This window comes from Azotobacter vinelandii CA (assembly GCF_000380335.1).
In the GTDB taxonomy this organism is placed as follows: Bacteria; Pseudomonadota; Gammaproteobacteria; order Pseudomonadales; family Pseudomonadaceae; genus Azotobacter; species Azotobacter vinelandii.
Genome location: NC_021149.1, coordinates 501,385 through 525,751 on the forward strand (window position 1 = coordinate 501,385; position 24,367 = coordinate 525,751).

The following is a 24,367-nucleotide window of genomic DNA, read 5'->3' on the forward strand; positions in this document are numbered from 1 at the left end:
TCTTACCGGCCATCCCGACACCCTGGCAACCGAGGACCTTTCATGTATCCATCCAGGATCGCCATGCCCCGACGTATCCGTGCAGTGGTATCGGCGGGAGGTGGGTGACCGGCCGCTCGTGAACCCGTTGCCCTGCGCCGCCAGGGCCACTCCACGCAACAACAGAACAATTCGTGGAAGCCAACGCCATGCAAGCCATCAAGCAAACCCGCGTGCGTTACCTGATTCTGCTCATGCTGTTTCTGGTGACGACGATCAACTACGCCGACCGCGCCACCATCTCCATCGCCGGCTCTTCCCTGCAGAAGGACCTCGGCATCGACGCCGTGACCCTCGGCTACATTTTCTCCGCCTTCGGCTGGGCCTACGTGCTGGGGCAGATTCCCGGTGGCTGGCTGCTCGACCGCTTCGGCTCCAAGCGCGTCTATGCGGTGAGCATCTTCACCTGGTCGCTGTTCACCCTGCTGCAGGGCTTCGTCGGCGGCATGCCGGTGGCCTGGGCGGTGACCACCATGTTCATGCTGCGCTTTCTGGTCGGTTTCGCCGAGGCGCCGTCGTTCCCCGGCAATGCGCGCATCGTCGCCGCCTGGTTCCCCACCGCCGAGCGCGGCACGGCCTCGGCGGTGTTCAACTCCGCGCAGTATTTCGCCACCGCGCTGTTCGCTCCGTTGATGGGCTGGATCGTCCACAAGTTCGGCTGGGAGCACGTGTTCGTCATGATGGGCGCGCTGGGCATCGTCTTCTCCGGGGTCTGGCTGAAGACCATCTACAACCCCAAGGAGCACCCGCGCATCAACCGCGTCGAGCTGGAGCACATCGAGCAGAACGGCGGCCTGGTCGATATGGACAGCGCCCGCAAGCCGGGCAGCCAGGGGCCGCGCTGGGACTACATCCGCCAGTTGCTGACCAATCGCATGCTGGTCGGCGTCTACCTCGGCCAGTACTGCATCAACGGCATCACCTACTTCTTCCTCACCTGGTTCCCGGTGTACCTGGTGCAGGAGCGCGGCATGTCGATCCTCAAGGCCGGCTTCATCGCCTCGCTGCCGGCGCTCTGCGGCTTCATCGGCGGCGTGCTCGGCGGGGTGATTTCCGATTGGCTGCTGCGTCGCGGCCACTCGCTGACCCTGGCGCGCAAGCTGCCCATCGTCACCGGCCTGCTGCTCTCCACCAGCATGGTGTTCTGCAACTACATCCAGGCGGAGTGGATGGTGGTCGGCTTCATGACCCTGGCGTTCTTCGGCAAGGGCCTCGGCGCGCTGGGCTGGGCGGTGGTGGCGGACACCTCGCCGAAGCAGATCGCCGGCCTCTCGGGCGGGCTGTTCAACACCTTCGGCAATATCGCCTCGATCACTACGCCGATCGTCATCGGCTACATCATCAGCGCCACCGGCTCCTTCAAGTGGGCGCTGGTGTACGTCGGCGCCAACGCGCTGGTGGCGGTGTTCAGCTACCTGGTGATCGTCGGCCGCATCCAGCGCGTCGAACTCAGGGACGGCCCGACCCAGGGCGGTTCGGCCCACCGGGAGGAGGCCCCGGCCGCTCCACTCGGTTCCCAGGGCAGCGCGGCGTCCGCCTGAAATCTGTACGAGGATAGTGTCATGTTGATCGAACATCAGGACTCGCCGCGCTACATCCGCCTGCACGCGGACGACAACGTCGGCGTGGTGGTCAACGACCAGGGCGTGGCGGCCGGCAGCCGCTTCGCCGACGGTCTCGCGGCGGCCGAGCACATCCCGCAGAGCCACAAGGTGGCGCTGGCGGACCTCGCCGAAGGCGCCGAGGTGGTGCGCTACGGCCAGGTCATCGGCTACGCCCTGCAGCCGATTCCCCGCGGCAGTTGGGTGACCGAGGCGCACCTGCGCATGCCCGAGCCGCCGGCGCTGGACAGCCTGCCGCGGGCGACCCAGGCCGTCGCGCCGGTGGAGCCGTTGGAAGGCTTCACCTTCGAGGGCTTCCGCAACCCCGACGGCAGCGTCGGCACGCGCAACCTGCTCGGCGTCAGCACCACCGTGCAGTGCGTGGCCGGGGTGCTCGAGCACTGCGTCGAGCGGGCGCGCAAGGAACTGCTGCCGAAATATCCCAACGTCGACGACGTGATCGCCCTGAGCCATAGCTACGGCTGCGGCGTGGCGATCAACGCGCCGGACGCGGTGATCCCGATCCGCACCCTGTTCAACCTGGCCCGCAACCCCAACCTCGGCGGCCAGGCGCTGGTCATCGGCCTCGGTTGCGAGAAGCTGCAGCCGGTCCAGCTGATGCCGGGCGACGCGCTGACCAGCGGGATGAGCGAGCCGCAGTGGCTGTACCGCCTGCAGGAGTCGGGCAACGGCTTCGCCGGGATGGTCGGGCAGATCCTCGGCCTGATCGAGGCGCGCCTCGAGGTGCTCGACGCGCGGCGCCGCGAGACCTGCCCGGCCTCCGAGCTGGTGGTCGGCATGCAGTGCGGCGGCAGCGACGCCTTCTCCGGGATCACCGCCAACCCGGCGCTGGGCGTCACCGCGGACCTCCTGGTGCGCGCCGGCGCCACCGTGATGTTCTCGGAGAACACCGAGGTGCGCGACGGCATCCACCTGCTCACCCCGCGGGCGGCTACGCCCGAGGTGGCCGACGCGCTGATCCGCGAGATGGACTGGTACGACCGCTACCTGGCGCGGGGGATGGCCGACCGCAGCGCCAACACCACTCCCGGCAACAAGAAGGGCGGGTTGAACAACATCGTCGAGAAAGCCATGGGCTCGATCGCCAAGTCCGGCTCCAGCCCGATCGCCGGCGTGGTCCCGCCGGGCGAGAAGGTCCGGGGCAAGGGCCTGCAGTTCTGCGCCACCCCGGCCAGCGACTTCATCTGCGGCACCCTGCAACTGGCCGCCGGAATGAACCTGCACGTCTTCACCACCGGGCGCGGCACCCCCTACGGCCTGGCGATGGTGCCGGTGATCAAGGTGGCCACCCGCAGCGAGCTGGCCGAGCGCTGGCCGGACCTGATCGACGTGGACGCCGGAAGGGTGACCTCGGGGCGGCTGTCGCTGGAGGAACTGGGCGGGGAGATCTTCCGGCTCTACCTGGACGTGGCCAGCGGCCGCACGCGGACCTGGGCCGAGCGGCATCGCCTGCACAACGATCTGGTGCTGTTCAATCCGGCGCCGGTAACCTGAGGCCGGATCAATCCAGTCGAGGAGTTTTCGATGAATGGACCGAAAGTGCTGCAGGTCGGCCCGCTGAGCGAGCGTTTCAATCGGCGGATGGCCGAGGAGTACGCTGCCGAGCCGTACTGGAAACATGTCGATGGCCAAGCCTTCCTGGCCGGACAGGGCGCGCAGTTCGAGGTGCTGGTGACTTCGGCGCGCTTCGGCTGCACGGAAGCGATGCTCGAAGCCTTGCCCAACCTGCGCGCCGTGTGCAGTTTCGGCGTCGGTTACGACGCCATCCCGCTGGAGCCGCTGCGCCGGCGCGGCATCCCGCTGAGCAATACGCCGGACGTGCTCGACGACTGCGTCGCCGACCTGGCCATGGGGCTGCTGATCGACGGCGCGCGGCGGATCGCCGAGGCCGACCGTTTCGTCCGCGCCGGCAACTGGCTGGTCGGCAATTTCCCGCTGGGTGCGCGGGTCAGCGGCAAGCGCCTGGGCATCCTCGGCCTGGGGCGCATCGGCCAGGCGCTGGCACGGCGCTCCAGCGGCTTCGACATGCAGGTGCGCTACCACAACCGCCGGCCGCTGGACGGTTGTCCCTACGGCTACGCGGCCTCCCCGGTGGAGCTGGCGCAGTGGGCCGATTTCCTGGTGCTGACCTGTCCGGGCGGCCCGGCGACCCACCACCTGGTGAACGCCGAGGTGCTCGCGGCGCTGGGACCGAAGGGCCTGCTGGTCAACGTGGCGCGCGGCTCGGTGGTCGACGAGGCGGCGCTGGTCGCGGCGCTGGCCGAGGGCCGGCTCGGCGCCGCGGCTCTCGACGTCTTCGAGCGCGAGCCGCGGGTGCCGGCGGCGCTGCTGGACATGCCCAACGTGGTGCTGCTGCCGCACATCGGCAGCGCCACCGAGGAAACCCGCCTGCAGATGGAGGAACTGGTCATCGCCAACCTGCGGACGTTCATCGACAAGGGAGAACTGCTGACCCCGGTCTGACGCCTCTCCATGTCGATCATGGCGCCGCCGGGCGGCGGTGCCGTGAGGCGCGGCAGCGATGCCGCGCGACCCTCGGTGGTTGGTGATTGCGGTAGGGCGCTCCACGGGGGGCGCCTTTTTCTTCGCGGCGGGACTGCCCGTGGCAAGGTCGACAAATGCCATGGAGCCCCGCACCATCGGACGCCGGGACGAGCGCGACGAGGAGGGGCGTCACCATGGGCAGAATCCTGCTGGCGGGACTGATCGCCGTGTCGCTGGCCGGTTGTGGCGGCCGGCCGCGACCGGAAGGGGAGACACTGGAGCAGCGCCTGGCCGGGAGCGGTTACCGGCTGGGCGAACGGGTGGAGTCGATCCGCCGCTACGACCTCTCCCACTGGGAATACCTGGACAAGCGGCACATCGTCCTGCGCGACGATCCCGGCCGGCGCTACCTGATCGAGTTCAGCCGTCCCTGCAACAATCTGGACATCGACAACGCCCTGGCCTACAGCACCACGTTGGGCGAACTGACCCGGCAGGACCGTATCTTCTCCAGGGGACCGGGCGGCGCTCTCGAGCCCTGTCCGGTCGGTGATATCCATGCGCTGGAAAAGGTGGATGGGCCGGATTGATCCCGATGCCCTGGTCCGCGTGCGTCTTGTGACGACTTGGAATCGGCGGGCATCGGCGAGCGTCCATGTCCGCGACCGATGCCTCTCTCCAGGGCGCGGCGCGTCACCTCTACCAGGCGTATCTGGCTGACTGCGCCGCCGCCTGGAGCGGGCGGACACCTTCGCTTCTGCACGCCGTTCATGTGCAGGTTGGACTTCGCCACCGTGCGCGCCGGGTGCAGCGCACGGCTGCAGTCGATTCCCAACGCCCGCTCACGGCGGGCACGGACTGCCCGCGGGCCTTTCCACGATGCCGTAGGCGGTTCGCGGGACGCTGCCGAGGCGGCGTTCGAGCAGGGCGGCGAGGGATTCGCCGGGAGCCAGGTAGGCGTCGCCGAAGTCCCGGTCGAGGTTGCAGGGGTGGGCGATCACCTCCAGCGTGCCCTGCGCCGGCAGGGGCTGGTCGCGCAGGTCGGCCGTGGTGCAGACGTGTTCGGCGCAGCGCCCGGCCAACTGGCGCAGGCGCCGGTTGAGCAGGCTCTTGAACAACCGTTTGGTCGGGCCGAGGTTGTTGCCCAGGTTGCGCGCCAGGCGCAGCGGCACGCCGCGGGCGGCGGCGAAGCGCGCCAGTTGTTCGCCGACCGGCCAGATGTTGTGCACGTGCTGGTGGGAGTCCAGATGGCTGGGCCGCACCCCGTGGTACAGGCAACGCTGCCATTGCGCTTCCAGTTCCTCGTCGATCGCCGCGCGCGTGGCGCGGCCCAGCCACAGGCGATGGCGCGGCAGGCGCAGGCGGAATTCGCCGGCCGCGTCGCAGAAGCAGGACAGGCTGGCGATGGCGTCGCTCAGCGGTCGGCCGTGGGTGAGGTTGACGTGCAGGCCGACCCGGCCGTGCAGGCCCTCGGCGTGGATCAGCGCGCAGGCCTGGGCGAACGCCGGCATGTTCGCCATCAGGGTGGCCGAGCTGATCAGCCCGCAACGGAAGGCGCGGACGATGACGGCGTTCTCTTCGCGGTTCAGGCCGAAGTCGTCGGCATTGACGATCACTCGGTTGGGCATGGGCGTTCTCCTGTGTCGGCGGAGGCGCAGACCATGGCGCTCCGGCGCCGGGCCTTGAGGGCGCTCCAGAGGCGGTAGGCGAGGCCCAGGGCGATGCCCTCGGGGCGCCGGGAGTAGAGGCTCCAGCGCAGTTGCAGGACCGCGCCGGTCATGCGTTCGTGCAGTTGATGGCTGGAATCGCGCAGGCTGACCCGCGAGGCGTCGACGTACCGCCAGCCCTCCTCCAGGCCCCAGCGGATCCATTCGTCCAGCAGCAGGCGGCCGCTGCCGAGTTCGGCGTAGTCCGGCAGGAAGGCCAGGTTGTAGTCGTACAGCCGGCCGTGTTCGAGGAGCCCGAGGCGGTAGCTGATGCAGCGGCCGCCGTGTTCGAGCAGGACGATGCGCACCAGGCCGTCCGCGGCGAGTTCGCCGAAGGCCTCGCGCATCCATTGCCGGCGCCGTTCGCCGGAGAAGATGCCGACGCCCTGCGCGCCCTTCCAACTGGCCCGCTCGACCGCGGCGATGGTCTCCAGTGCGGCGCCGATGCTCGCGCCGTCCGGGCTCAGCCGGCGTATCCGAGCGTCGCAGGCGGCCGCGCGCTTGCGCGCCCGGCGCAACTTGTAGCGCAGGTCGCCGGACGGTTCGCGCCGGTCGTCCTCGCCGATCGCGTGCACCGGCACCCGGCAGCTCGTGCGCTTTTCGTGGCTCGAACTGGCCACGGCCCAGCCTTCGAGCAGGGTTTGCTGCTCGCCATCCGCGGCCAGTTCGTGCAGTTGCAGGAGGGCATGCGGCAGATGCCGGTGGATGGCCTCGCGCGCCCGGCGCCGGCCGTTTTCGTCGAGTTGGCAGAGCAGGGCGATGCGGTCGCCGAGCGGATAGCCGAGATGGCGCAGGATCGTCCAGCGCAGGCCGAGGCGGCGCTCGCGGCTACGCACCAGCGGCAGGCACAGGCGCAGTTCGCGGCCTTCCCAGGCCAGCAGCACGTGCAGGCGCTGTTCCGCTTCGAGGGCGCGCTCAGCGGCCCGCAGCCAGCCGAGCCGGTTGAACGGGGTGGCCTGCGGCACCAGAGCATGGAGCCTGGCGTAGGCCTCGTGGGGAAAGTCGGGCGCGCAGAGGCTGGTGGTCCATTCGAAGCGATAGTCCATGGTGAGGTCCGTCCTCGATGGGTAGCTCGCTCGGCATGTCGTAAAGCAGCGTAGCAGCCGGGCGCCGGAGTGCCCGGCTTGTCTCCGGCCGTCCGCGCCGGGGACCGGGCCGGCCCTTGCGGCGCCACCCGGCCCGGGGGCTCAGGGCGCCGTCCATTCGAGGACGAAGAGGCTTTCCCCCGGCAGGCCGAAGCGCCATGGTCGCTGCGTGCAGTCGAGGACAGCCGCGTCGGACGTCGCGTCGGGCGCCTCCGCGTCGAACAGGCGCAGGCGCGGCGGCTCCTGGGCATGGCAGGCCAGGGGGGCGCCGCTCAGGCGTACCTCCTGGCGTCGTGGCGTCTTGTTCACGCCGAACAGGACCAGACGGGAACCCGTGCGCATGGCCAGCGTGTCCACCTCGAAGGCGTCGTTGTCCAAGCGCAGGACTTCCTGCTGCCAGTGCCGCTGCATGAAAGCCATGGCCTCGCCGACCGGTTTGAGCACGTAGCGGCCGTCGCCGGTCCGGCCGATCATGCCCTTGAAGTGCTCTTCGTCGTCGGTGGCGAGGAACCAGTTGAGCTGTTCGAGCAGGCCGTCCTGGGCCGCGTTGATCGCCACCGAGGCCCACCAGAGCGCGGCGAAGCGGGTTTCCTGCTCGTAGGGGCTGACGTCGTTGCCGCTGGACAGGTTGGTCTGCTCCAGCAGCAGGGCCTTGCGCGGCCGGCCGTGCTCGTCCAGGCCGACCAGTTGCGCGGCCTGGCGCACGCTGTCGCGATAGACGCGGGTGGCGCGCAGGTCGCGGACCATCCATTCGTGCCAGGCCAGGGCGTCGATTTCCTCGTCGTGCGAGGCCAGCAGCCGGCGCGCCCAGTCCAGGCCGCGGCGCGCGCTGGCGTCGGCGCTGGTCGGGCCGTTGACCAGGCGCGAGGAGGCCGGCACCGCGATGCGGATGCCGGCCTCGCGCGCGCCGGCCGTCGCGCGGACCTGGCGGGCCATGGCGGCGAAGTAGCTGGCGAAGCTGGGGTAGTCGGGATAGCTGAGGTTGGGCTCGTCGGCGAAGGAGATGTAGTGGCGGCCGGCGCCGCCGAGCGCGCGGATGCCGTCGATCCAGGCGGCGAGTCCGGCATGGCTGGCGTCGTCGGCCTCGAGCACCGAGCGGCGGCCGGTCTGCGACAGCAGGGTGCTGTCGGCGTCGATGCCGTAGCGCGTGAAGTACAGCGGGCGGAAGGCCTGCTCGTGGTGCGGGCGGCGCACCGTGACGTCGACGAAGCTGTAGTGGTTGGCCGCGCGCGGCGCCAGCCGGGCGAGCAGTTCGGGCGCCTCCGGCGGCGTGTAGGGCAGGCCCACGCCGAGCCGGGGCGTGGGGCCGGCGACCTCGTCGTGCAGCGTCAGCCCGACCCGGCCCCGCTCCAGTTCGGGGCTGAACAGGTGTTCCGGGCGCCGGGCGAACAGGTTGGCGCTGCCGTCCAGCCAGAAGGCGGCCTTGCCGTGCCCGCGCAGGCGCAGGCTCCACACCTGGTCCCGCTCGGCAACGGGCAGCTCGATGCGGTCGCTGCGGCTGTAGTGGCTGTCGCGCGACAGCGGCAGGTCGAGCTGGTGGCCGTCGCTCAGGCGCTCGACGTGCAGGCCGTCGACGCCGCCGTGGTACTTGCCGGCGAGCACCGCGCGTTCGCCGGCGCGCACACGGAAGTACAACTGCGTGCCGGCCGGCAGTTCGGCGCAGAAATGCTGCTTGACCGGCTCGAACAGCGCAGCGGTGTCGTCGCCATGGCGGACCCGGTAGAGGCGGAAACTGTAGCCGGGGATCTCCAGGCGCAGGTCGCCGTTCCCGGCGGGCAGCGTCCAGCGCTGGCTGCCGCGGGTTTCCGCGGCGGCGATGTCGCGCTGGGCGAGCAGGCGGCCGTCGCCGGCCTGCAGGTAGAGGTGCTCGGCGTTGGCCTCGGCCTGCCAGGCCGGCCGCCAGTCGACCTGCAGGGTGTCGCCCTGCGGCGCGCGCAGGTACAGCGCGCCGTCGCGGATGCCGCTCCAGTCCTGGGCCGGCGCTGGCGGCAATTGTGCGCCGAGCAGCAGGCCGCCGAAGAGCAGGATGCGCCAGCCGTTCATATCGCCGTCCCCCGTTGCGCGCGCAGCAGGCGCAGGTCGCCGGGCAGGATCAGCAGGGTCTGGCCGAAGTCGACCCCGCTGACCCGCCAGTAGAGCAGCAGCATGGCCAGGGCCAGGGCGCCGTAGGCGACCGACGAGGCGATCGCGGCGCCGACGATGCCCCACACCGGGATCAGCGACACCGCCAGCAGCAGGTTCAGGGCCGCGGCGCCGCCGGCGAGGACGGAAAGGGTGCCGGGGCGCTCCTTGCCGAGCAGGTCCAGGCGCAGGATGCTCGAATAGCACAGGCCGAACATGCCGGGCAGCAGGGCCAGCAGGGCCGGGTAGGCGGGACGGAAGGCATCGCCGAACAGCAGCACGATCAGCCGCTCGCCGACCAGCGCCATGCCCAGGCAGGCGAGGAGCATGACGGTGCCGGTCAGGCGCAGGGCCAGCGGGGTGAGCCGTTCGATGCCCTCGCCCTGCTGCAGCAGGCGTTTCATCAGGGGCGTGGTGACCGCCTCGGGAACGATGAACAGCAGCTCGGCGGCGGCGGTGGCCATGGCGTAGTAGCCCAGCGCCCGGCTGTCGAGGAACAGGCCGATGAGCAGGTAGTCGGCGCGCATCAGCAACTGCTGGAACAGTACGTCGGGATGGCTGCGCCCGCCGAAGCGCAGCAGTTCGCCCTGGCTCGCCGAATCCCAGTGCGGACGGATGCTGTGGTGGCGGGCGAGCAGGCAGAGGCCGACCGCCACCACCAGGCCCAGGCCGCCGAGCCAGCCGATCAGCGCGGCATTCAGCGCGGCGTGCGGCCATATCCAGAACAGGGCGAGGAACAGCACCAGCGGCGTCAGCGATTCCAGCAGGCGCAGGCCGTTGAAGGCGCCGACCCGGCCGTCGGCGTTGTGCAGGGTGAGCAGGGCGCTTTTCAGCACGAACAGCGGCACGGCCAGCAGCAGCAAGCCGGCGAAGGGGCCGAGCTGGACGGTGATCGCCAGTTCCGGGCCGAAGGCGTCCAGCGCCCGGACGCCGAGCAGGGTGGCCAGCGCCGAGGCCAGGCAGCCGTAAAGCAGCATCAGCGTCAGCAGCAGCCCCATCGGCCGCTGGCGCGCGGCCTGGTAGCCGACGGCGGTGTTCAGCCCGCCGCTGGTGACCGCGCCGATCAGCTCCGGCAGGGCGCTGAGCAGGGCGAACAGGCCGCGGTCGGCGGGACCGAGGATGCGTGCCAGCAGGATGTTGCGCAACAGGCGCAGGGCCAGCATCGCCAGGCTGGTGCCGATACTGAGCAGCAGGTGGCGGAGATACTGGTTGCGCGTCATCGACCCGATGCCTCGCTGGTGTGCAGCGCCAGCAGGGCCGGCGCGACGTGCCGGCGGGCGCCCTGCAGGATGCGCCAGCCGAGCAGGGCGGGCTGGCGTGCGCTGTGCTGGCAGACGCCGATGCGCGGCAGCGACAGCGGCGCTCCCTGGCGCTGGTGGTGCAGGCCGGGGCGGGTGCTCAGCGCATGGCCGTAGCCCAGGCACGCGAGGGCGGCGCGCACGCGCTCGTCATGGTCGCCGTTGGGGTAGCAGTAGACCGGCAGCGGCTCGCGGCAATGCGTGGCGATGGCCTCGTGGGAGCGGTGCAGCTCGGCCCGCAGGCTGGCGTCGTCGAGTCCGGTGAGGATCGCGTGGCTGGCGCCGTGCGGGCCGAAGCGCAGCAGTCCCGAGGCCTCCATCTCGCGCACCTGTCGCCAGTCCAGGGCGTGCGGCTCGGCTGGGCTCGGGCAGTCGTCGGCGAGTGCCTGCAGGGTGGCCGGCGGCAGGCTTTTCAGACGCTGCAGGAACCGGTCGAGGGCCAGGCTGCGCGGCTGCTCGGGCGCCGCCGCGCGGAGTTCGTCCGGCGGGCCGAGATGGCGGCGCAAGCGCACGCAGAGCCGTTCGCGCGCTTCCTCGCCGAAGCTGCCCCAGAGGGTTTCGCCGATGGCTTCCCACCAGAAGCGCCGCGTGCTGCCGATGAAGTCGGTGGACAGGAAGACGCTCGCCGGCATGCGGTGCTCCTTGAGCAGCGGGAAGGCGTGCAGGGCGTTGTCGCGCCAGCCGTCGTCGAAGGTCAGGGCCAGGCGCGGCGGGCCGTCCGTCGGTCCGTCCGGGGCGAGCAGTTCGGCGAGCGGCACGCACTCGAAGTGCCGTCCGAGCCAGAGCAGCAGACGGTCGAAGGCCTGCATGCCGATGCACAGCTCCTTGCGGTGCGGCAGGTCCGCCAGGGCGTCGTCGGCCACCACCCGGTGCAGCATCAGGATGGTCCCGGTCCCGCGCAGCAGGCGCCGTCCCGCGGGGGTATCGAGGTAGAGCCAGCCGGTGCCGGCCTTGATCATCTGCTTGAGCATCATGCGAGGTCCCTATCGACTCTGTTGTGGATTCCATTGCCGGTAACGGTAGCCGCCGAGGAACTGCCAGACCCCGACGCCCATGGCGCCCAGGGTCACCAGGGCGCAGGCGGCCAGGCGGAAGGGCCTGGGCAGGCGCCGGTGGCGGCCGAGCAGGCCGATCAGCGCCAGCCCGTAGCCGGCGAGTTGGGCGAGCAGGGCGAAGCGGTAGAAGCCGCCTGCGCCCCACAGCCAGAGATTGCTCGCCAGCAACGGAACCAGCAGCAGCGGGGCGAACCGGCGGAGCAGCTTGTGGGTGATCAGCGCCAGGGCGAACAGGCCGTGCCGGGCCGGGTCGAGCAGTTCGCGCCGGCGCGCCAGGCTCTGCAGGCCCTGGACGGTGATCCGCCGGCGGCGGCGGAACTGGCCCTGCGCCGACTCCACGCCCCGGTCGGTGACCCGCGCGGCCTCGGCGAAGACGATGCGCCGCCCGGCCAGCGGCGCGCAGGTGACCAGGAAGAAGTCGTCGGTGACGTCGTCCGGCACCGGCTGGAACAGCTCGCGGCGCAGGGCCTGCAGGCCGCCGTCGGCCGAGGCCAGGCAGCCGCTGCGGCTTTCCAGGCGGCGCAGCCAGGTCTCGTAGGCGCGGTAGACGCGGTCGCCGATGGCCAGCGCCCGGCCGCCGTCGGGGATGGTCACGTTGCCGGCGCTGGCGCCGACCCGCGGGTCGGCGAAGGGCGCGATCAACTGGCGCAGGGTGTCGCCGTGCCACAGGGTGTCGGCGTCGCTGAACACCAGGATCTCGCCGTAGGCCAGGGCCACCGAGGCGTTCAGCGCCGCGGCCTTGCCGCCGCGCGGCAGGTCCAGCACCCGGATGTCATCCCAGGGATTGCCTTGGGCGATGTGCCGGGCCAGGGCCACGGTGGCGTCGCGCGAGCCGTCGCTGGCGACGACGATCTGCCGCCGCTCGCGCGGGTAGTCGTCGTCCAGCAGCGAGCGCAGCTTGGCCCCGATGTGCCGTTCCTCGTCGTGGGCGGCGACGATCACGCTGACCCGCGGCGGCGGCGTCGGCGCACCGCTGGGCGGCGGGCGCTGGAAAGGCGCGCAGCAAGCCAGCAGCAGGGGGTAGCCCAGGCAGGCGAAGAGCGGCAGGGACAGGCACAGCCAGAAGATCGTTTCAGCCACGGGAAGGCCTCCGGGCGCTCAGGTTGGTCAGGTCCATCAACAGGGCGATGCCGGCGACGTGCAGGCGCAGCCAGTGCAGGAGCGCCAGGCGCGCCGCCAGCAGCGGACGTCGGCGGGTGTAGGCGTGGCGCAGGCTGAGCAGGCCGGCCGGCAGCCAGCCGAGGGCGAAGGCGACGAGGGCGGCGAGCGGCTGGCCGAGCAGCAGGCAGAGCAGCGCCAGCGCGTCGAGCGTCCAGTGCCCGGCCGCCAGCAGCGGGAAGCGCAGCCGGCGCAGGCTGGCGCGGCCCTTGCGCAACAGTTGCGTCTGGCTGTTCTGGCGCCACAGTTCCTTGCCCAGCCATTCGCGCCAACTGCCTTCGAAGCCCCAGTTCAGCACGGTCGGCCGTGGCAGGCTGAGCAGGCGTGCGCCGGCCTCGCCGAGGCGCAGGCCGAAGTCCTTGTCCTCGCCGCTGCGCAGGCTTTCGTCGAAGCCGCCGGCGCGCTCGAACCAGACGCGCTCCAGGCACAGGTTGGCGGTCGGCAGCCAGTCCAGCAGCGCCGGCCGGTCGCGTTCGGCGGCCAGCCGTTGCAACCAGGCGCGGGCATACCAGGGCGCCTGCGGCGGCGCCTGGTGGACCAGGCCGAGCACATCGGCGCGGTCCTCCCGGCGCACCGCGCACCAGGTGGTCAGCCAGTCCGGGGGGACTTCCATGTCGGCGTCGAGGAAGGCCAGACAGTCGCCGCCGGCCGCCGCCGCACCGCGGTTGCGCAGGGCGCCGAGGCTCAGGCCGGGGCAGTCCAGTACGCGGGCGCCGAGACGCCGGGCCAGAGCCTGGCTGCCGTCGCGGGAGCCGTTGTCGGGGACGATCAGTTCGCAGTCGAGGCCGGCCTGTCCGGCGGCGTGCCGCGCGGCTTCCAGGGTGCGGCCGAGGTGGGCGGCCTCGTCGAGGGTCGGAATGACGATGGAGATCTGTTTCATGGTCGCCCTCCGGCGGCATCGTCGTCGGCCTGCAGGCGCAGCAGGCTGGTTATTCCGAGCATCACCCAGAGGTACTTGTGGCTCGGTACGCTGAGGAAGAACAGGAAGCAGGCCAGCGCCAGGCAGGACAGGCCGAAGTGGGCGGCCAGCGCCGCCCGCCCGGGGTCGCCGCGCTCCAGCCAGTGGCGGCGGGCGACCAGGCAGTTGCGCAGGGCGAGCGTCACCAGGCCGGCGAACAGCAGGCCGCCGGGCAGGCCGGTTTCGCTGAACATGCCCAGGTAGGTGTTGTGCGCTTCACGGTAGAGGTCGTTGGGGTGCGGCCGGTCGGCGAAGGCGATGGCGTAGCCGGTCCTGGCGAATTCCAGGGGGAAGGTGCCCGGACCGCTGCCGAGCAGCGGGTGCTCGGCGAGCACCTGGCCGCCGACCAGCAGATAGGCGCTGCGCCGGGCCAGGGAGGGGTCGGCGTGGGCGTTGACCCCGGACCTCAGGCTGGTCAGGGCTTCCAGGCGCTGGACGAGACTGTCCGGCAGCAATCTGGGGGCGAGCGGCAGAGCGATCGCCAGGGCCAGGATCAGCCAGCCGAGATGGCGGCCCGGCAGGTGTTTCAGGCGGGCGCGGTAGTGCCAGGCGGACATGAGGGCGGTCAGCAGCGCCACCAGCAGGCCGGAGCGCGAGCCGGTGCGCACGAGGGTGGCCAGCAGCAGCGCCAGCAGGGCCAGCCAGAACAGCCGCCGCGCCGGGCGCGGCGCGCGCAGCGCCAGAAGCAGCGCCAGCGGGAAGGCGACGCTGATCAGCAGGGCGAAGTAGTTGGGGTCGGCGAGCAGGCCGCTGGCCCTGCTGTCCGGCGGAGCGTCGCCGCTCAGCAGGGCCAGCGCGCAGGTGCTGGCCACCGAGAGCACCAGCACCCGCGCCAGGGTCGACAGGTCGAGGTCGCGGCCGAGCAGCACGGCGAGGACGAACAGGGTCAGGCCGCCGGTGAGCTGGCGCAGGTGCTGCAGCGACAGGCCGAGGTGGCTGCTGAACGCCAGGCTGAGCAGGTACCAGGCGAGGAAGGCCAGCAGCGGCGGCCACAGGTTGCTGCGCAGGCGCTGCGCCGGCAGGCGGCGCAGCAGCAATTGCAGTCCGGCGATGGCGATCAGCGTCAGGCCCAGCAGCTTGTTGAGGGTGAGGCCGCCACCGCCGCCCGCGCCGCCGCCGGCGCTCGCATCGGCGGCGGAGAACAGGCCCTCGAAGGGCACCAGGGCGAGCAGCGCCAGCAGGCCCAGGGTCGGCTGGCGGTAGAGCGCGACCAGGAGCGCCAGGCCGGGCAGCACCAGCGGCGCCAGGTAGGGATGGGGGCCGGCCAGCAGCAGCAGGCAGGCGAGGCCGGCGATCAACGCCAGGGGCAGGACCAGAACCATCGCCTCAGCCCCCGGCCGCGTTGCGGTACAGTTGGCGCCAGCGTTCGGCCTGGGCCGGCAGGTGGTGGTGGCGCTGCTGGGCGAGGCGGGCCCGTTCGCTCAGTGCCCGGCCGAGGGGCTTGTCGAACAGCAGGCGCGCCACCTGGCGGGTCAGGTCGCCGACCTCGCCGGGCGGGCTGAGCAGGCCGCTGGCCTCGTGGTCGAGCACGTCGGGAATGCCGCCCACCGCGAAGGCCGCCACCGGCACTCCGGCCTGCATGGCTTCCAGCAGTACCATCGGCGTGCCCTCGCTGCGCGAGCTGATGACCAGCGCGTCGAGGGCGCGCAGCCAGGCCGGCAGGTCCGTCCGGTAGCCGGGCAGGAGGATGCGCTCGTGCAGGCCGGCGGCGTCGATGATCTCCTGCAATTCGTCGCGCAGCGGTCCTTCGCCGAGCAGCACGGCGTGCAGGCGGGGATCGCGGCAGCACAGCTCGATGGCCAGTTCGACGAACAGGTCCGGGCCCTTTTCCGCGCTGAGGCGGCCGACGAAGCCGATCAGCGGCGCGGCGGGCGCTCCCGGCGGGCGCAGGTAGGTGACCGCGGGCGCCGGCGGCAGGCCGTTGGGCAGTACCTGCAGCTTGCCGGCGCGCACTCCGGCCTGGCGGTGCAGGCAGGCGATGCTGGTGGCCACGCAGACCACGGTGCGCACCTGGGCGGTGCGGCACAACTGCAGGCTGAGCCAGGCGTAGAAGCGCTGCTTGCGGCTGCGCGGGGTGAAGCCGTGCTGGGTGGCGACCAGCGGCAGGCCGAGCAGCAGGGCGCCCAGCCAGCCGTAGACCAGCCCCTTGAAGCCGTGGCCGTTGAGCAGTGCCGGCCGTGCGTCGGATTGTCCCAACTGGCGCAGCAGGCTGCCCAGGCCGCCGCAGCGGGTCAGCTCCACGCCGGCCTCGCGAAAGCGCTGGGCCAGCGACTCCGGGCCGCCCAGCAGTATCACCCGGTGCTGGCCGGGGGCGTACTGGCAGTGTTCGAGGAGCATCCGCTCCAGGCCGTAGAAGCCGCCGCTGCCGAGCAGGTGGGCGATCCGCAGCGGCGCGTCCTGGTGGCGGGCGCTCAGTCGCTCGCCCAGTGTCGAATCCATGGCAGGCTCCCGGGTTTGTGCGGATTGGGCAGCGCGGCCGGCTGCTCGGCGTTGAGGGTCATCAGCACGGGCAGGCCGAGCTGGCTCTGCAACTGCCCGGGATACTTGAAGCGGCGATCGAAGAATTCGCGCAGGCATCCCGCGGCGACGGCCAGCAGCAGGGCGGTGAGCAGGCCGAGAGGGATGATCTGCAGCGGCCGCGGAAAGCTCGCCTCGCTGGGCTCGAAGGGGCGGCTGAGCACCTTGGCGTTGGACAGGCCGCCGTCGAGCAGGGCGCGGCTGCGGCTTTCCTCGTAGCGCTGGGTGTAGGTGAAGAAGGCCTGGTGCAGGGCCTCGATCTCGGTGTTGAGCTGGCGCAGGCCGCTCTGCGCGTCCTGCAGCTCGCGGATGCGCGCCTGGTATTCCTCGATGCGCGTGGTCTTCTGGGCGATCACCCCGGAGATGATCTCCAGTTCCTTGCGCCGTTCGCTGATGCGGTTGCCGATCACCTGGAGGAATTGCTGGCGGGTCCGGCTGATCTGCGCATGGAGGTTCTTCATCGGCTCGCTGTTCGGGTTGTAGATGTCGGTCTCGGCGCCGTAGCGGCCGATCTGCTCGATCAGCCGGTCGCCCAGTTGGCGGATCTCGCGGTCCTCGAAGGCGGCGTTGTCGAGGGTGTTGGCGAAGGTGTAGGGAAAGCCGTAGTCGGTCAGCCTGGCCTTGCGCGCCACGGCCAGGTTGCCCTGCAGGTAGTCGACCCAGCGCTGGTTCTCCAGCAGGCGGTCGCGGTACTGGTTGAGGGCCTGTTCTTCCTGGTTGATGGCGTTGAGGCGGAAGGTGATTTCCTCCTCGGGGTTGGCCGCGCGAATCCGTTCGAGCAGGGCCAGCCGTTGCGCTTCGAGGCCGTTCAACTGGTCCTGGTACTGGGTCTTCTTCTGTTCGTAGAAGGCTTCCGGCAGTTCGTTGGAGTGCAGCGCATGGCGGCGGACCAGGTAGGTGTCGAGCAGGCGGTTGACGAACAGGGTGCCGAGGGCCGGGTCGCCGGAGCGGTAATGCACGGCGATGACGTTGGAGCCTGGCAGCGGGATGATTTCGAGGTCTTCCAGGATGGCCAGGGTCAGTTCGTCCAGGCGGTTGTCGCGCGGCGCGTCGGCGGCCAGGCCCAGGGCGGTGCGCAGCGGGTCGAGCACATGCTCGCGCAGGGGCACGGCCAGGTAGTCGCGCAGCCGGCCCGCCAGGCCCTTGTCCTCGGCGAAGTGGCCCTCGCGGATCAGCGACTCGAGGGTCGCCCGGACCAGTTCGGGCGAGCGCAGGATGCTGCTCTCGGTTTCCATGTCGGCCAGGGTCGGCGGCAGGAACTTGTCGGTCTCCTGCTGCAGGGTGGCGCTGTTGGGTTCGGTCTGGGCCACCTTCTTCGACTGTACCATGACCTCCGCGCCGATCTCGTACGAGCGGCCGAGCAGCAGCGGCAGCAGCAGGGCGAGCGCGGCGAAGGCCAGGAATACCCGCTTGACCAGCCGGCGGTTGGCGAACAGCGCGGAGAAGAAGGCGTGCGGGGAGTTCTCGTGCCTGAGGGCGTCCATCGTCAGTCATCCTCGTCCTTGTCGTCGACCTGGTAGGAGAAGCCGAAGTTGAAGCCGCTGAAGAGCATCACGTCGGCCAGTTGGCGCATGGTGTCGCCGGCGCCGGCGAGGCTGCTGCGCGGCACGAAGAGCAGGTCGTCCGGCTGCAGGTAGGCGACGCTGTCGGCGTCGTTGTCGAGCAACGCCTCCATGTCGTAGGTGCGCGACACCACCCGCTCGCCGTCGCGATGCAGGATCAGCACCGATTCCAGGTCGGCGGTGACGGGGTTGTAGCCGCGCGCCAGGGTCAGCGCCTCGAGCACCGAGATCGGCCGGCGCACCGGATAGGCGCCGGGCTGGCCGACCTCGCCGAGTATGTAGACCTCGTTGGCGGCGGTGGACTTGAGCAGCACGTCGACCTGGATCGGCCCGACTTCCTCGCGGTAGCGCTCGTTCAGGAGTTTTTCGAGTTCGTCGCTGTTCATGCCGCCGAGGCGGATGCTGCCGAGCATCGGGAAGGTCGCGCGGCCGTCGGCGCCGACGGTGATTTCCCGGCTCATGCCGGTGTTCGGGCTGAACAGGGTGTCGCGCAGGTTCTGGGCGCGGGTCTGCGCCTTGGCCACCGAGACGGTGATCAGCGGTGTGCGCAGGGTGTCCTTGTAGCGCTCGGTCATCAGCGCCTGGGCCTCGTCGACGGTGAGCCCGGCGACCTGGAGGCTGCCGACGTATTCCAGATTGACGGTGCCGTCGGGCATCACCGTCTTGATGCCGGTCAGGCCCTTGGCGGTGGCGAACAGGATCTCCAGTTGGTCGCCCGGCTGGATGCGGTAGGCGTTGGGCGAATCCATCTCGATGTGGAAGATCACGTCGAGCACGTCCTGCGGGCGCAGTACCTGGGTCACCGGGATCAGTTCGCTGTGCGTGGCCTGGTCCTCGGGGGCGGTGAGGATGTAGGCGGGAATCGAGCGCTGGCTGCTGCATCCGGCCAGGGCCAGGAGGGCGAGCAGGAAAAGCAGGGGCTTGTTCATGGTGGCGTCCGTCCTGTGGGCGATCCGATCAGAGCAGCCGGTAGAGCCATTTCGGCAGGTAGAGCCGGCGGGCGTTGAGCACGCTGCCGAGCAGCCTGGCGTTGGCCTGGCGCAGGCGCTGCACGGCGGCCTGGGCGACTTCCCAGCGGGTTTCCTCGGCGCGCACCACCAGCGCCACGGCGTCGGCCATGGCCGCCAGGATCAGGCCGCTGCTGCCGCCGTAGACGGCCTCGGCGTCGATCACCACGAAGCGGTAGCGGGCCGCCAGGCAGTCGAACAGGTACTGCAGGTCCTCGGCGGTGAGGCGGCCGGCCGCCACCGAAGGCTGGCCGAGCGGCAGCAGATCGAAGGGCAGTTCGGGATGGCGCTGGATGCAGTGGCGGAGTTCGCCCTCCGGATGCTGGCTCTGCAGCAGCTCGAACAGGCCGCGGTCGGCCGCCATGCCCAGGCGCGAGCTGAGGCCGGTGGCCGAGGGGCCGGCATCGACCAGCAGGAGCTTGCCCTTGACCGAGCCGGCCAGTTGCCGGGCCATGCTCAGGGCGCAGGTGGTGGTGCCACAGCCGCTGGTCGGGGCGATCAGCAGCAGGGTGCGGCAGTTCTGGTCGAGCAGGGTGGCCGCCAGGTTGACTTCGCTGGGGTTGAGAACGCGGCGGTCCTGCTCCAGCAATAGCGTGGTCTGCTCGGAACGGAGCATGGTCATGGGCTGACTCCTGATGCGTGCTCTGCCTGGGGGTATGAGGGTTCAAGCGGCGCCGTGGCCGTGGAACACCTCGACGGGGGTTTTCAGCAGAATCCACAGGTCCAGCAGGGGGCCCTGACGGCGGATGTAGTCCATGTCGAGTTCGACCCGGTCGTCGAAATCGACGTCGCTGCGTCCGGAGATCTGCCAGAGGCCGGTCATGCCCGGATAGATGCTCAGCCGGCCCAGGTGGTGCTCGTGGTAGCGGCTGGCATTGAACGAGGTGGGGCGCGGCCCGACCAGGCGCATCTCGCCGCGCACCACGTTGATCAGGTTGGGCAGCTCGTCCAGGCTGGTACGGCGCAGCCAGCGGCCGACCGCGGTCACCCGCGGGTCGGCGTCGATCTTGAAGTCGATGGCTTCGGCGCCGTGCTTGTTCAGGTGGCGCAGCGAGTCCTTCAGGGCCTCGGCGTCGGCCACCATGCTGCGGAACTTGTACATGCCGAAGCGGCGCCCGCGAAAGCCGGTGCGCCGCTGGACGAACAGCACGGGACCGGAGCTGTCCAGCCTGATCAGCAGGGCGATGCCGAGCAGCAGGGGGGAGAGCAGGAGCAGCAGCAGCAGGGCGGCGCAGGCCTCGCCGAGGCGCTTGGTGCGGGACAGGCTCCAGGGGCTGCCGCCCTGGCGGCCGCTGAACCAGCCGCGATCGTGGACCCAGAGGGCGTTCTGGATCTTCTCCCGCTGCGAGGGATCGGTACGTTTTTCCTTGAGCGTGTAATGGCCGTCCTTAACGAAGCTGGGCTGTTGAAACGAGTTTCCCGGGGCATTCATTGCGCATTACCTCACGCGACAGCTCCCCGTCCGCGGCGGCGGATGAAATGGCCGGGGCATCGGGGCTGTCGATCCTGTAGTAGTGGCAAAACCAGGATACGAATCGGGCGAGGCCTTCTTCGAGACTTACCTGGGGCTGAAAGCCGGTGTCCCGCTGCAATTCCGAGACGTCGGCACAAGTGTCGAGCACGTCCCCGGGCTGCAAAGGCAGCAATTCCCGAAGGGCCTTGCGGCCCAGATGCCTTTCCAAGGTGTCGATGTAGTCGGTGAGGGCGATCGGTCGATGCCCGCCGATGTTGTACAGGCGCCAGGGCGCCATGCTGCTTTCCGCCCGGGGCCGCTCGCGGTCCCAGTGCGGATCGGAACGGGGCGGCTGCGGCAGCAGCCGTACCACTCCTTCGACGATGTCGTCGATGTAGGTGAAGTCGCGCTGGTGCCGGCCGTAGTTGAACAGGCGCAGCGGCCGCCCTTCGACGATGGCCCGGGCGAACTGGATCGGCGACATGTCCGGTCGGCCCCAGGGGCCGTAGACGGTGAAGAAGCGCAAGCCGGTGGCGGGAATGCCGAACAGGTAGCTGTAGCTGTGGGCCATCAGTTCGTTGGCCTTCTTGCTCGCGGCGTACAGCGACAGCGGGTGGTCGACGTTGTCCTGCACCGAATGGGGCGTGTGCTGGTTGGCGCCGTACACCGAGCTGGACGAGGCGTAGACCAGATGCTGCACCGGCTGCCGGCGGCAGCCTTCGAGGATGTTCAGGAAGCCGGCCAGGTTGCTGCGCACGTAGGCGTGCGGATCGCTCAGCGAATGGCGCACGCCGGCCTGGGCGGCCAGGTGCACCACCACCTCCGGGCGCTGGGCGGCGAACAGGCCGGCGACGCCGTCGGCATCGCCGAGATCCAGCCGCCACAGGGGAAAGTCGCCGGCTTCCCGGCAGATCCAGCGCACCCGGTCCTCCTTCAGGGCCGGGTCGTAGTAGTCGTTGAAGTTATCCAGGCCGACCACCTCGTGGCCGTCGAGCAGCAGCCGGCGCACGCAATGGGCGCCGATGAAGCCGGCCGCGCCGGTGACCAGGACTTTCATTGCGCACCCGCCCGGGGATCGATCCACGGCAGACCGGTGCTCCGCTGCTGCGTCTTCTCGATGCGCCGACCGACCGCCGTTTCGCCGATGTCGACGCGGCGTGCGCGATGACCGACCGCGGCCAGGGCTGCCGCCTGGAGCAGGCCGACGTATCCGGTACCGAAAACGCTCACATCCATGTTTGGCGTGCCTCGTCGAGGTGGATGCAGTGATACAGGTATAGGCGGTTGGGCGAGGACACTGTCAAGCAGACGGCCCGGTTCCTGCCTGACGTTCCCCGGATGGCGAGATTGCCCCCGACTTCCCTCCATAACCCATCGATTTTCCATGTTTTCCGCGCGGTTGGAGTATTGGCCAGGGCCGGGAAAGCATCCGTTCAACCGACGAGCGGCACGTCGCGGGGAAGCCGCGAACCACCCATGGCTTGGAGATTTCCGGCCGTGTTCCTAGAATTTGTCGCGACTCGCCCTTCGTGGCGATTCCGAGCACTGGCCGTCGCCAGCTCCATTCCCTGCCATTGGCCAGCCGATATGTCCGATTTCGATTTCACCCAACGCTTTCTCTTCGACGACACCGACGTGCGTGGCGAGCTGGCAGACCTGCGCGGCAGTTACGCCGAGGTGCTGGCCAAGCATCCCTATCCCGAGCCGGTCGCCCAACTGCTCGGCGAGATGCTCGCCGCCGCCGCGCTGCTGGTCGGCACCCTCAAGTTCGATGGCCTGCTGGTGCTGCAGGCGCGCTCCCCGGGACCGATTCCCCTGCTCATGGTGGAATGTTCCAGCGAACGCGAGGTGCGCGGCATCGCCCGTTATCACGCCGAGCAGGTGGAGCCCGGCGCCGGGCTGCGCGAACTGATGCCCGAGGGCCTGCTGACCCTGACCATCGACCCGCGCCGGGGCCAGCGCTACCAGGGCATCGTCGAGCTGCGGGGCGAGAGCCTGGCTGACTGCCTGTCCGGTTATTTCGCCGATTCGGAGCAGTTGCCGACACGTTTCTGGCTCAATGCCGACGGTCGCCGCGCCCGTGGCCTCCTGCTCCAGCAACTGCCTGCCGACCGCCTGAAGGACGCCGAGGCGCGCACGCTCAACTGGGAGCACCTGGTCACCCTGGCCGATACCCTGACCGCCGAGGAACTGCTCGGGCTGGACAACGAGACCCTGTTGCGCCGGCTCTACCACCAGGAGGCGGTACGCCTGTTCGAGCCGCTGCCGCTGCGCTTTCGCTGCAGTTGTTCGCGCGAGCGCTCGGCCAACGCCCTGTCCAGCCTGGGGCAGGCGGATGCCGAACAACTGCTGCGCGAGCGCGACGGCCTGGTGGTGGTCGATTGCCAGTTTTGCAACCAGCGCTACGAGTTCGATGCCACCGATATCGCTCAACTGTTCGCCGGCGGCGGCAGCGGGGCGCCCTCGGCGACCCGCCACTGATGCGTCGGCTCTCCGCCGCCCGGTGGCGCGGCGGATTCCTTCAGCGGATCGAATCCGCTTTCGGCACGGCCGGACCATCGGTTTTCGCCTGCGGACGGAGTGGCACGGAACCTTTGCCGGACTGGCGGCTCCTACTGTATCGGCGGCTTTTCTGGTAGAATGACCGCACTTTTTTTATCTTTTCCCTGTAGCGCGACCGGATGTCGCGCTACAAAAACGTATGGAGGAATCGGCCACAAGCCGATCGGATGCACATGACGCAAGCCACTCAAGCCGTGTTTACCGACATCAGCGCCGCGCAACTGGTAGAAGAAGCCATCCGCCGAGGAGAAGGCGAACTGGCAGCCAACGGCTCTCTGGTGGTGCGGACCGGCCATCGCACCGGGCGATCCCCGAGCGACCGCTTCATCGTCGAGGAACCGGGCAGCCAGCACAAGATCGCCTGGGGCAATATCAACCGTCCTTTCCCCACCGACAGGTTCGACGCCCTCTGGCAACGTGTCGAAGCCTATCTCGCCGAGCGTGACCATTTCGTTTCGCACGTGCATGTAGGGGCCGATCCCGAATACTACCTGGCGGTCAAGATGACCACCGAAACCGCCTGGCACAACCTGTTCGGCCGCTGCCTGTTCATCAACCCGGACAAGTTCAATCCCGCCGGCAAGGGCGAGTGGCGAATCCTCAACGCACCCGACTTCGAGTGCGTGCCGGAGCGCGACGGCACCAATTCGGACGGCTGCGTGATCATCAACTTCGCCGCCAAGAAGGTCCTGCTGGCCGGCATGCGCTACGCCGGCGAGATGAAGAAGGCGATGTTCTCCGTGCAGAACTTCCTGCTGCCGGAGGTCGACGTGCTGCCGATGCACTGCGCCGCCAACATGGGCGAGGAGGGCGACGTGACCCTGTTCTTCGGCCTGTCCGGAACCGGCAAGACCACCCTGTCCGCCGATCCGAGCCGTTACCTGATCGGCGACGACGAACACGGCTGGGGCGTGGGCACCGTGTTCAACATCGAGGGCGGCTGCTATGCCAAGTGCATCGACCTGTCCGAGAAGAACGAGCCGGTGATCTGGAACGCCATCAAGTTCGGCGCCGTGCTGGAGAACGTGGTGCTCGACGAGCGTTCGCGCCTGCCCGACTACGCCGACGGCAGCCTGACCCAGAACACCCGCGCCGCCTACCCGCGCGAGCTGATCGAGAAGCGCGTGCAGGAAAACCGCGCCGGCGAGCCGAATGCGGTGATCTTCCTCACCTGCGACCTGACCGGCGTGCTGCCCCCGGTGTCGATCCTCGACAACGAACAGGCGGCCTACCATTTCCTGTCCGGCTACACGGCGCTGGTCGGCTCCACCGAGATGGGTTCCGGCGAGGGCATCAAGTCGACCTTCTCCACCTGCTTCGGCGCGCCCTTCTTCCCGCGTCCGGCCGGCGAATACGCCGAACTGCTGATCAGGCGCATCCAGGGCTACGACTCCAAGGTGTACCTGGTCAACACCGGCTGGACCGGCGGTGGCTACGGCGTCGGCAAGCGCTTCAACATCCCGACCACCCGCGGCGTGATCGCGGCGATCCAGAGCGGCGCGCTGATCGGCGTCGAGACCGAGCGCCTGCCGATCATCAACCTGGACGTGCCGAAAACCGTGCCGGGCATCGACACCGAACTGCTCAACCCGCGCAACACCTGGGCCGACAAGAGCGCCTACGACGAGGCGGCCCGCGCCCTGGCCAGGCAGTTCGTCGAGAACTTCAGGAAGTTCGACGTCTCCGACGCCATCCGCAACGCCGGCCCGTTGCTCTGAGCCGCCGCGCCTGGTGAAGAAG

At 69.9% G+C, this 24,367-nt stretch carries 20 protein-coding genes and 1 pseudogene; 6 read left to right on the top strand and 15 right to left on the bottom strand.

Annotation, left to right across the window (positions count from 1 at the left end):
* The first annotated feature begins 188 nt into the window (after positions 1–188).
* The 4 genes from AVCA_RS02415 to AVCA_RS02430 all read left to right on the top strand — a co-directional run bounded on the left by AVCA_RS02415 (position 189) and on the right by AVCA_RS02430 (position 4,735).
* Complete coding sequence (locus AVCA_RS02415) at positions 189–1,580, top strand: MFS transporter (protein ID WP_012699205.1); 1,392 nt, start codon at positions 189–191, stop codon at positions 1,578–1,580.
* A gap of 21 nt (positions 1,581–1,601) precedes the next feature.
* Complete coding sequence (garD, locus tag AVCA_RS02420; RefSeq protein WP_012699206.1) at positions 1,602–3,155, top strand: galactarate dehydratase; 1,554 nt, start codon at positions 1,602–1,604, stop codon at positions 3,153–3,155.
* Positions 3,156–3,185: 30 nt separating this feature from the next.
* Complete coding sequence (locus AVCA_RS02425; protein WP_012699207.1) at positions 3,186–4,124, top strand: 2-hydroxyacid dehydrogenase; 939 nt, start codon at positions 3,186–3,188, stop codon at positions 4,122–4,124.
* Positions 4,125–4,339: 215 nt separating this feature from the next.
* Positions 4,340–4,735, top strand: coding sequence for a DUF6491 family protein (locus AVCA_RS02430; RefSeq protein WP_012699208.1), 396 nt, complete (start codon positions 4,340–4,342; stop codon positions 4,733–4,735).
* A gap of 252 nt (positions 4,736–4,987) precedes the next feature.
* On the opposite strand, the gene AVCA_RS02435 is transcribed toward AVCA_RS02430, so the two are convergent.
* The 15 genes and pseudogenes from AVCA_RS02435 to AVCA_RS27205 all read right to left on the bottom strand — a co-directional run.
* Complete coding sequence (locus AVCA_RS02435) at positions 4,988–5,773, bottom strand: ChbG/HpnK family deacetylase (protein WP_012699209.1); 786 nt, start codon at positions 5,771–5,773, stop codon at positions 4,988–4,990.
* Entirely contained in the window at positions 5,758–6,897 is a 1,140-nt protein-coding gene (locus AVCA_RS02440) for a GNAT family N-acetyltransferase (protein WP_012699210.1), read from the bottom strand. Before AVCA_RS02440 ends, AVCA_RS02435 begins: the two co-directional genes overlap by 16 nt.
* 141 nt (positions 6,898–7,038) lie before the next feature.
* Positions 7,039–8,979: a hypothetical protein gene (locus tag AVCA_RS02445; protein WP_012699211.1), complete on the bottom strand. Its 1,941-nt coding sequence runs from the start codon at positions 8,977–8,979 to the stop codon at positions 7,039–7,041.
* Complete coding sequence (locus AVCA_RS02450) at positions 8,976–10,277, bottom strand: lipopolysaccharide biosynthesis protein (RefSeq protein WP_012699212.1); 1,302 nt, start codon at positions 10,275–10,277, stop codon at positions 8,976–8,978. The genes AVCA_RS02445 and AVCA_RS02450 overlap by 4 nt, the downstream gene beginning before the upstream one ends.
* A complete protein-coding gene (locus tag AVCA_RS02455) occupies positions 10,274–11,329 on the bottom strand; it encodes a polysaccharide deacetylase family protein (protein WP_012699213.1) in 1,056 nt (351 codons plus the stop codon). Before AVCA_RS02455 ends, AVCA_RS02450 begins: the two co-directional genes overlap by 4 nt.
* Before the next feature lie 9 nt (positions 11,330–11,338).
* A complete protein-coding gene (locus tag AVCA_RS02460) occupies positions 11,339–12,490 on the bottom strand; it encodes a glycosyltransferase family 2 protein (protein ID WP_012699214.1) in 1,152 nt (383 codons plus the stop codon).
* Positions 12,483–13,448 carry a glycosyltransferase family 2 protein gene (locus AVCA_RS02465; protein WP_012699215.1) on the bottom strand — a complete coding sequence of 322 codons (966 nt, stop codon included), beginning with the start codon at positions 13,446–13,448 and terminating at the stop codon, positions 12,483–12,485. The genes AVCA_RS02460 and AVCA_RS02465 overlap by 8 nt, the downstream gene beginning before the upstream one ends.
* A complete protein-coding gene (locus AVCA_RS02470; protein ID WP_012699216.1) occupies positions 13,445–14,848 on the bottom strand; it encodes an O-antigen ligase family protein in 1,404 nt (467 codons plus the stop codon). Before AVCA_RS02470 ends, AVCA_RS02465 begins: the two co-directional genes overlap by 4 nt.
* Before the next feature lie 4 nt (positions 14,849–14,852).
* A complete protein-coding gene (locus AVCA_RS02475; RefSeq protein WP_012699217.1) occupies positions 14,853–15,965 on the bottom strand; it encodes a glycosyltransferase family 4 protein in 1,113 nt (370 codons plus the stop codon).
* A complete protein-coding gene (locus tag AVCA_RS02480; protein WP_012699218.1) occupies positions 15,938–17,527 on the bottom strand; it encodes a GumC family protein in 1,590 nt (529 codons plus the stop codon). The genes AVCA_RS02475 and AVCA_RS02480 overlap by 28 nt, the downstream gene beginning before the upstream one ends.
* Before the next feature lie 2 nt (positions 17,528–17,529).
* Complete coding sequence (locus AVCA_RS02485) at positions 17,530–18,534, bottom strand: polysaccharide biosynthesis/export family protein (protein ID WP_012699219.1); 1,005 nt, start codon at positions 18,532–18,534, stop codon at positions 17,530–17,532.
* A gap of 28 nt (positions 18,535–18,562) precedes the next feature.
* Positions 18,563–19,234: a CpsD/CapB family tyrosine-protein kinase gene (locus AVCA_RS02490; RefSeq protein ID WP_012699220.1), complete on the bottom strand. Its 672-nt coding sequence runs from the start codon at positions 19,232–19,234 to the stop codon at positions 18,563–18,565.
* A 42-nt stretch (positions 19,235–19,276) separates the two neighbouring features.
* A complete protein-coding gene (locus AVCA_RS02495; RefSeq protein ID WP_309299841.1) occupies positions 19,277–19,945 on the bottom strand; it encodes a sugar transferase in 669 nt (222 codons plus the stop codon).
* Positions 19,946–20,000: 55 nt separating this feature from the next.
* Positions 20,001–21,122 carry an NAD-dependent epimerase gene (locus AVCA_RS02500; protein ID WP_012699222.1) on the bottom strand — a complete coding sequence of 374 codons (1,122 nt, stop codon included), beginning with the start codon at positions 21,120–21,122 and terminating at the stop codon, positions 20,001–20,003.
* An 86-nt stretch (positions 21,123–21,208) separates the two neighbouring features.
* Positions 21,209–21,301: pseudogene (locus AVCA_RS27205) on the bottom strand (hypothetical protein); the annotation flags it as partial.
* A 351-nt stretch (positions 21,302–21,652) separates the two neighbouring features.
* Here AVCA_RS27205 and hslO point away from each other — a divergent pair.
* The gene (gene hslO, locus AVCA_RS02510; protein WP_012699224.1) at positions 21,653–22,546 is read left to right on the top strand and encodes an Hsp33 family molecular chaperone HslO; all 894 of its coding nucleotides are present in this window, start codon (positions 21,653–21,655) and stop codon (positions 22,544–22,546) included.
* 254 nt (positions 22,547–22,800) lie between these two features.
* On the top strand, positions 22,801–24,345 hold the full coding sequence (locus AVCA_RS02515; RefSeq protein WP_041807502.1) for a phosphoenolpyruvate carboxykinase: 1,545 nt from the start codon (positions 22,801–22,803) through the stop codon (positions 24,343–24,345).
* The last annotated feature ends 22 nt before the right edge of the window (positions 24,346–24,367 follow it).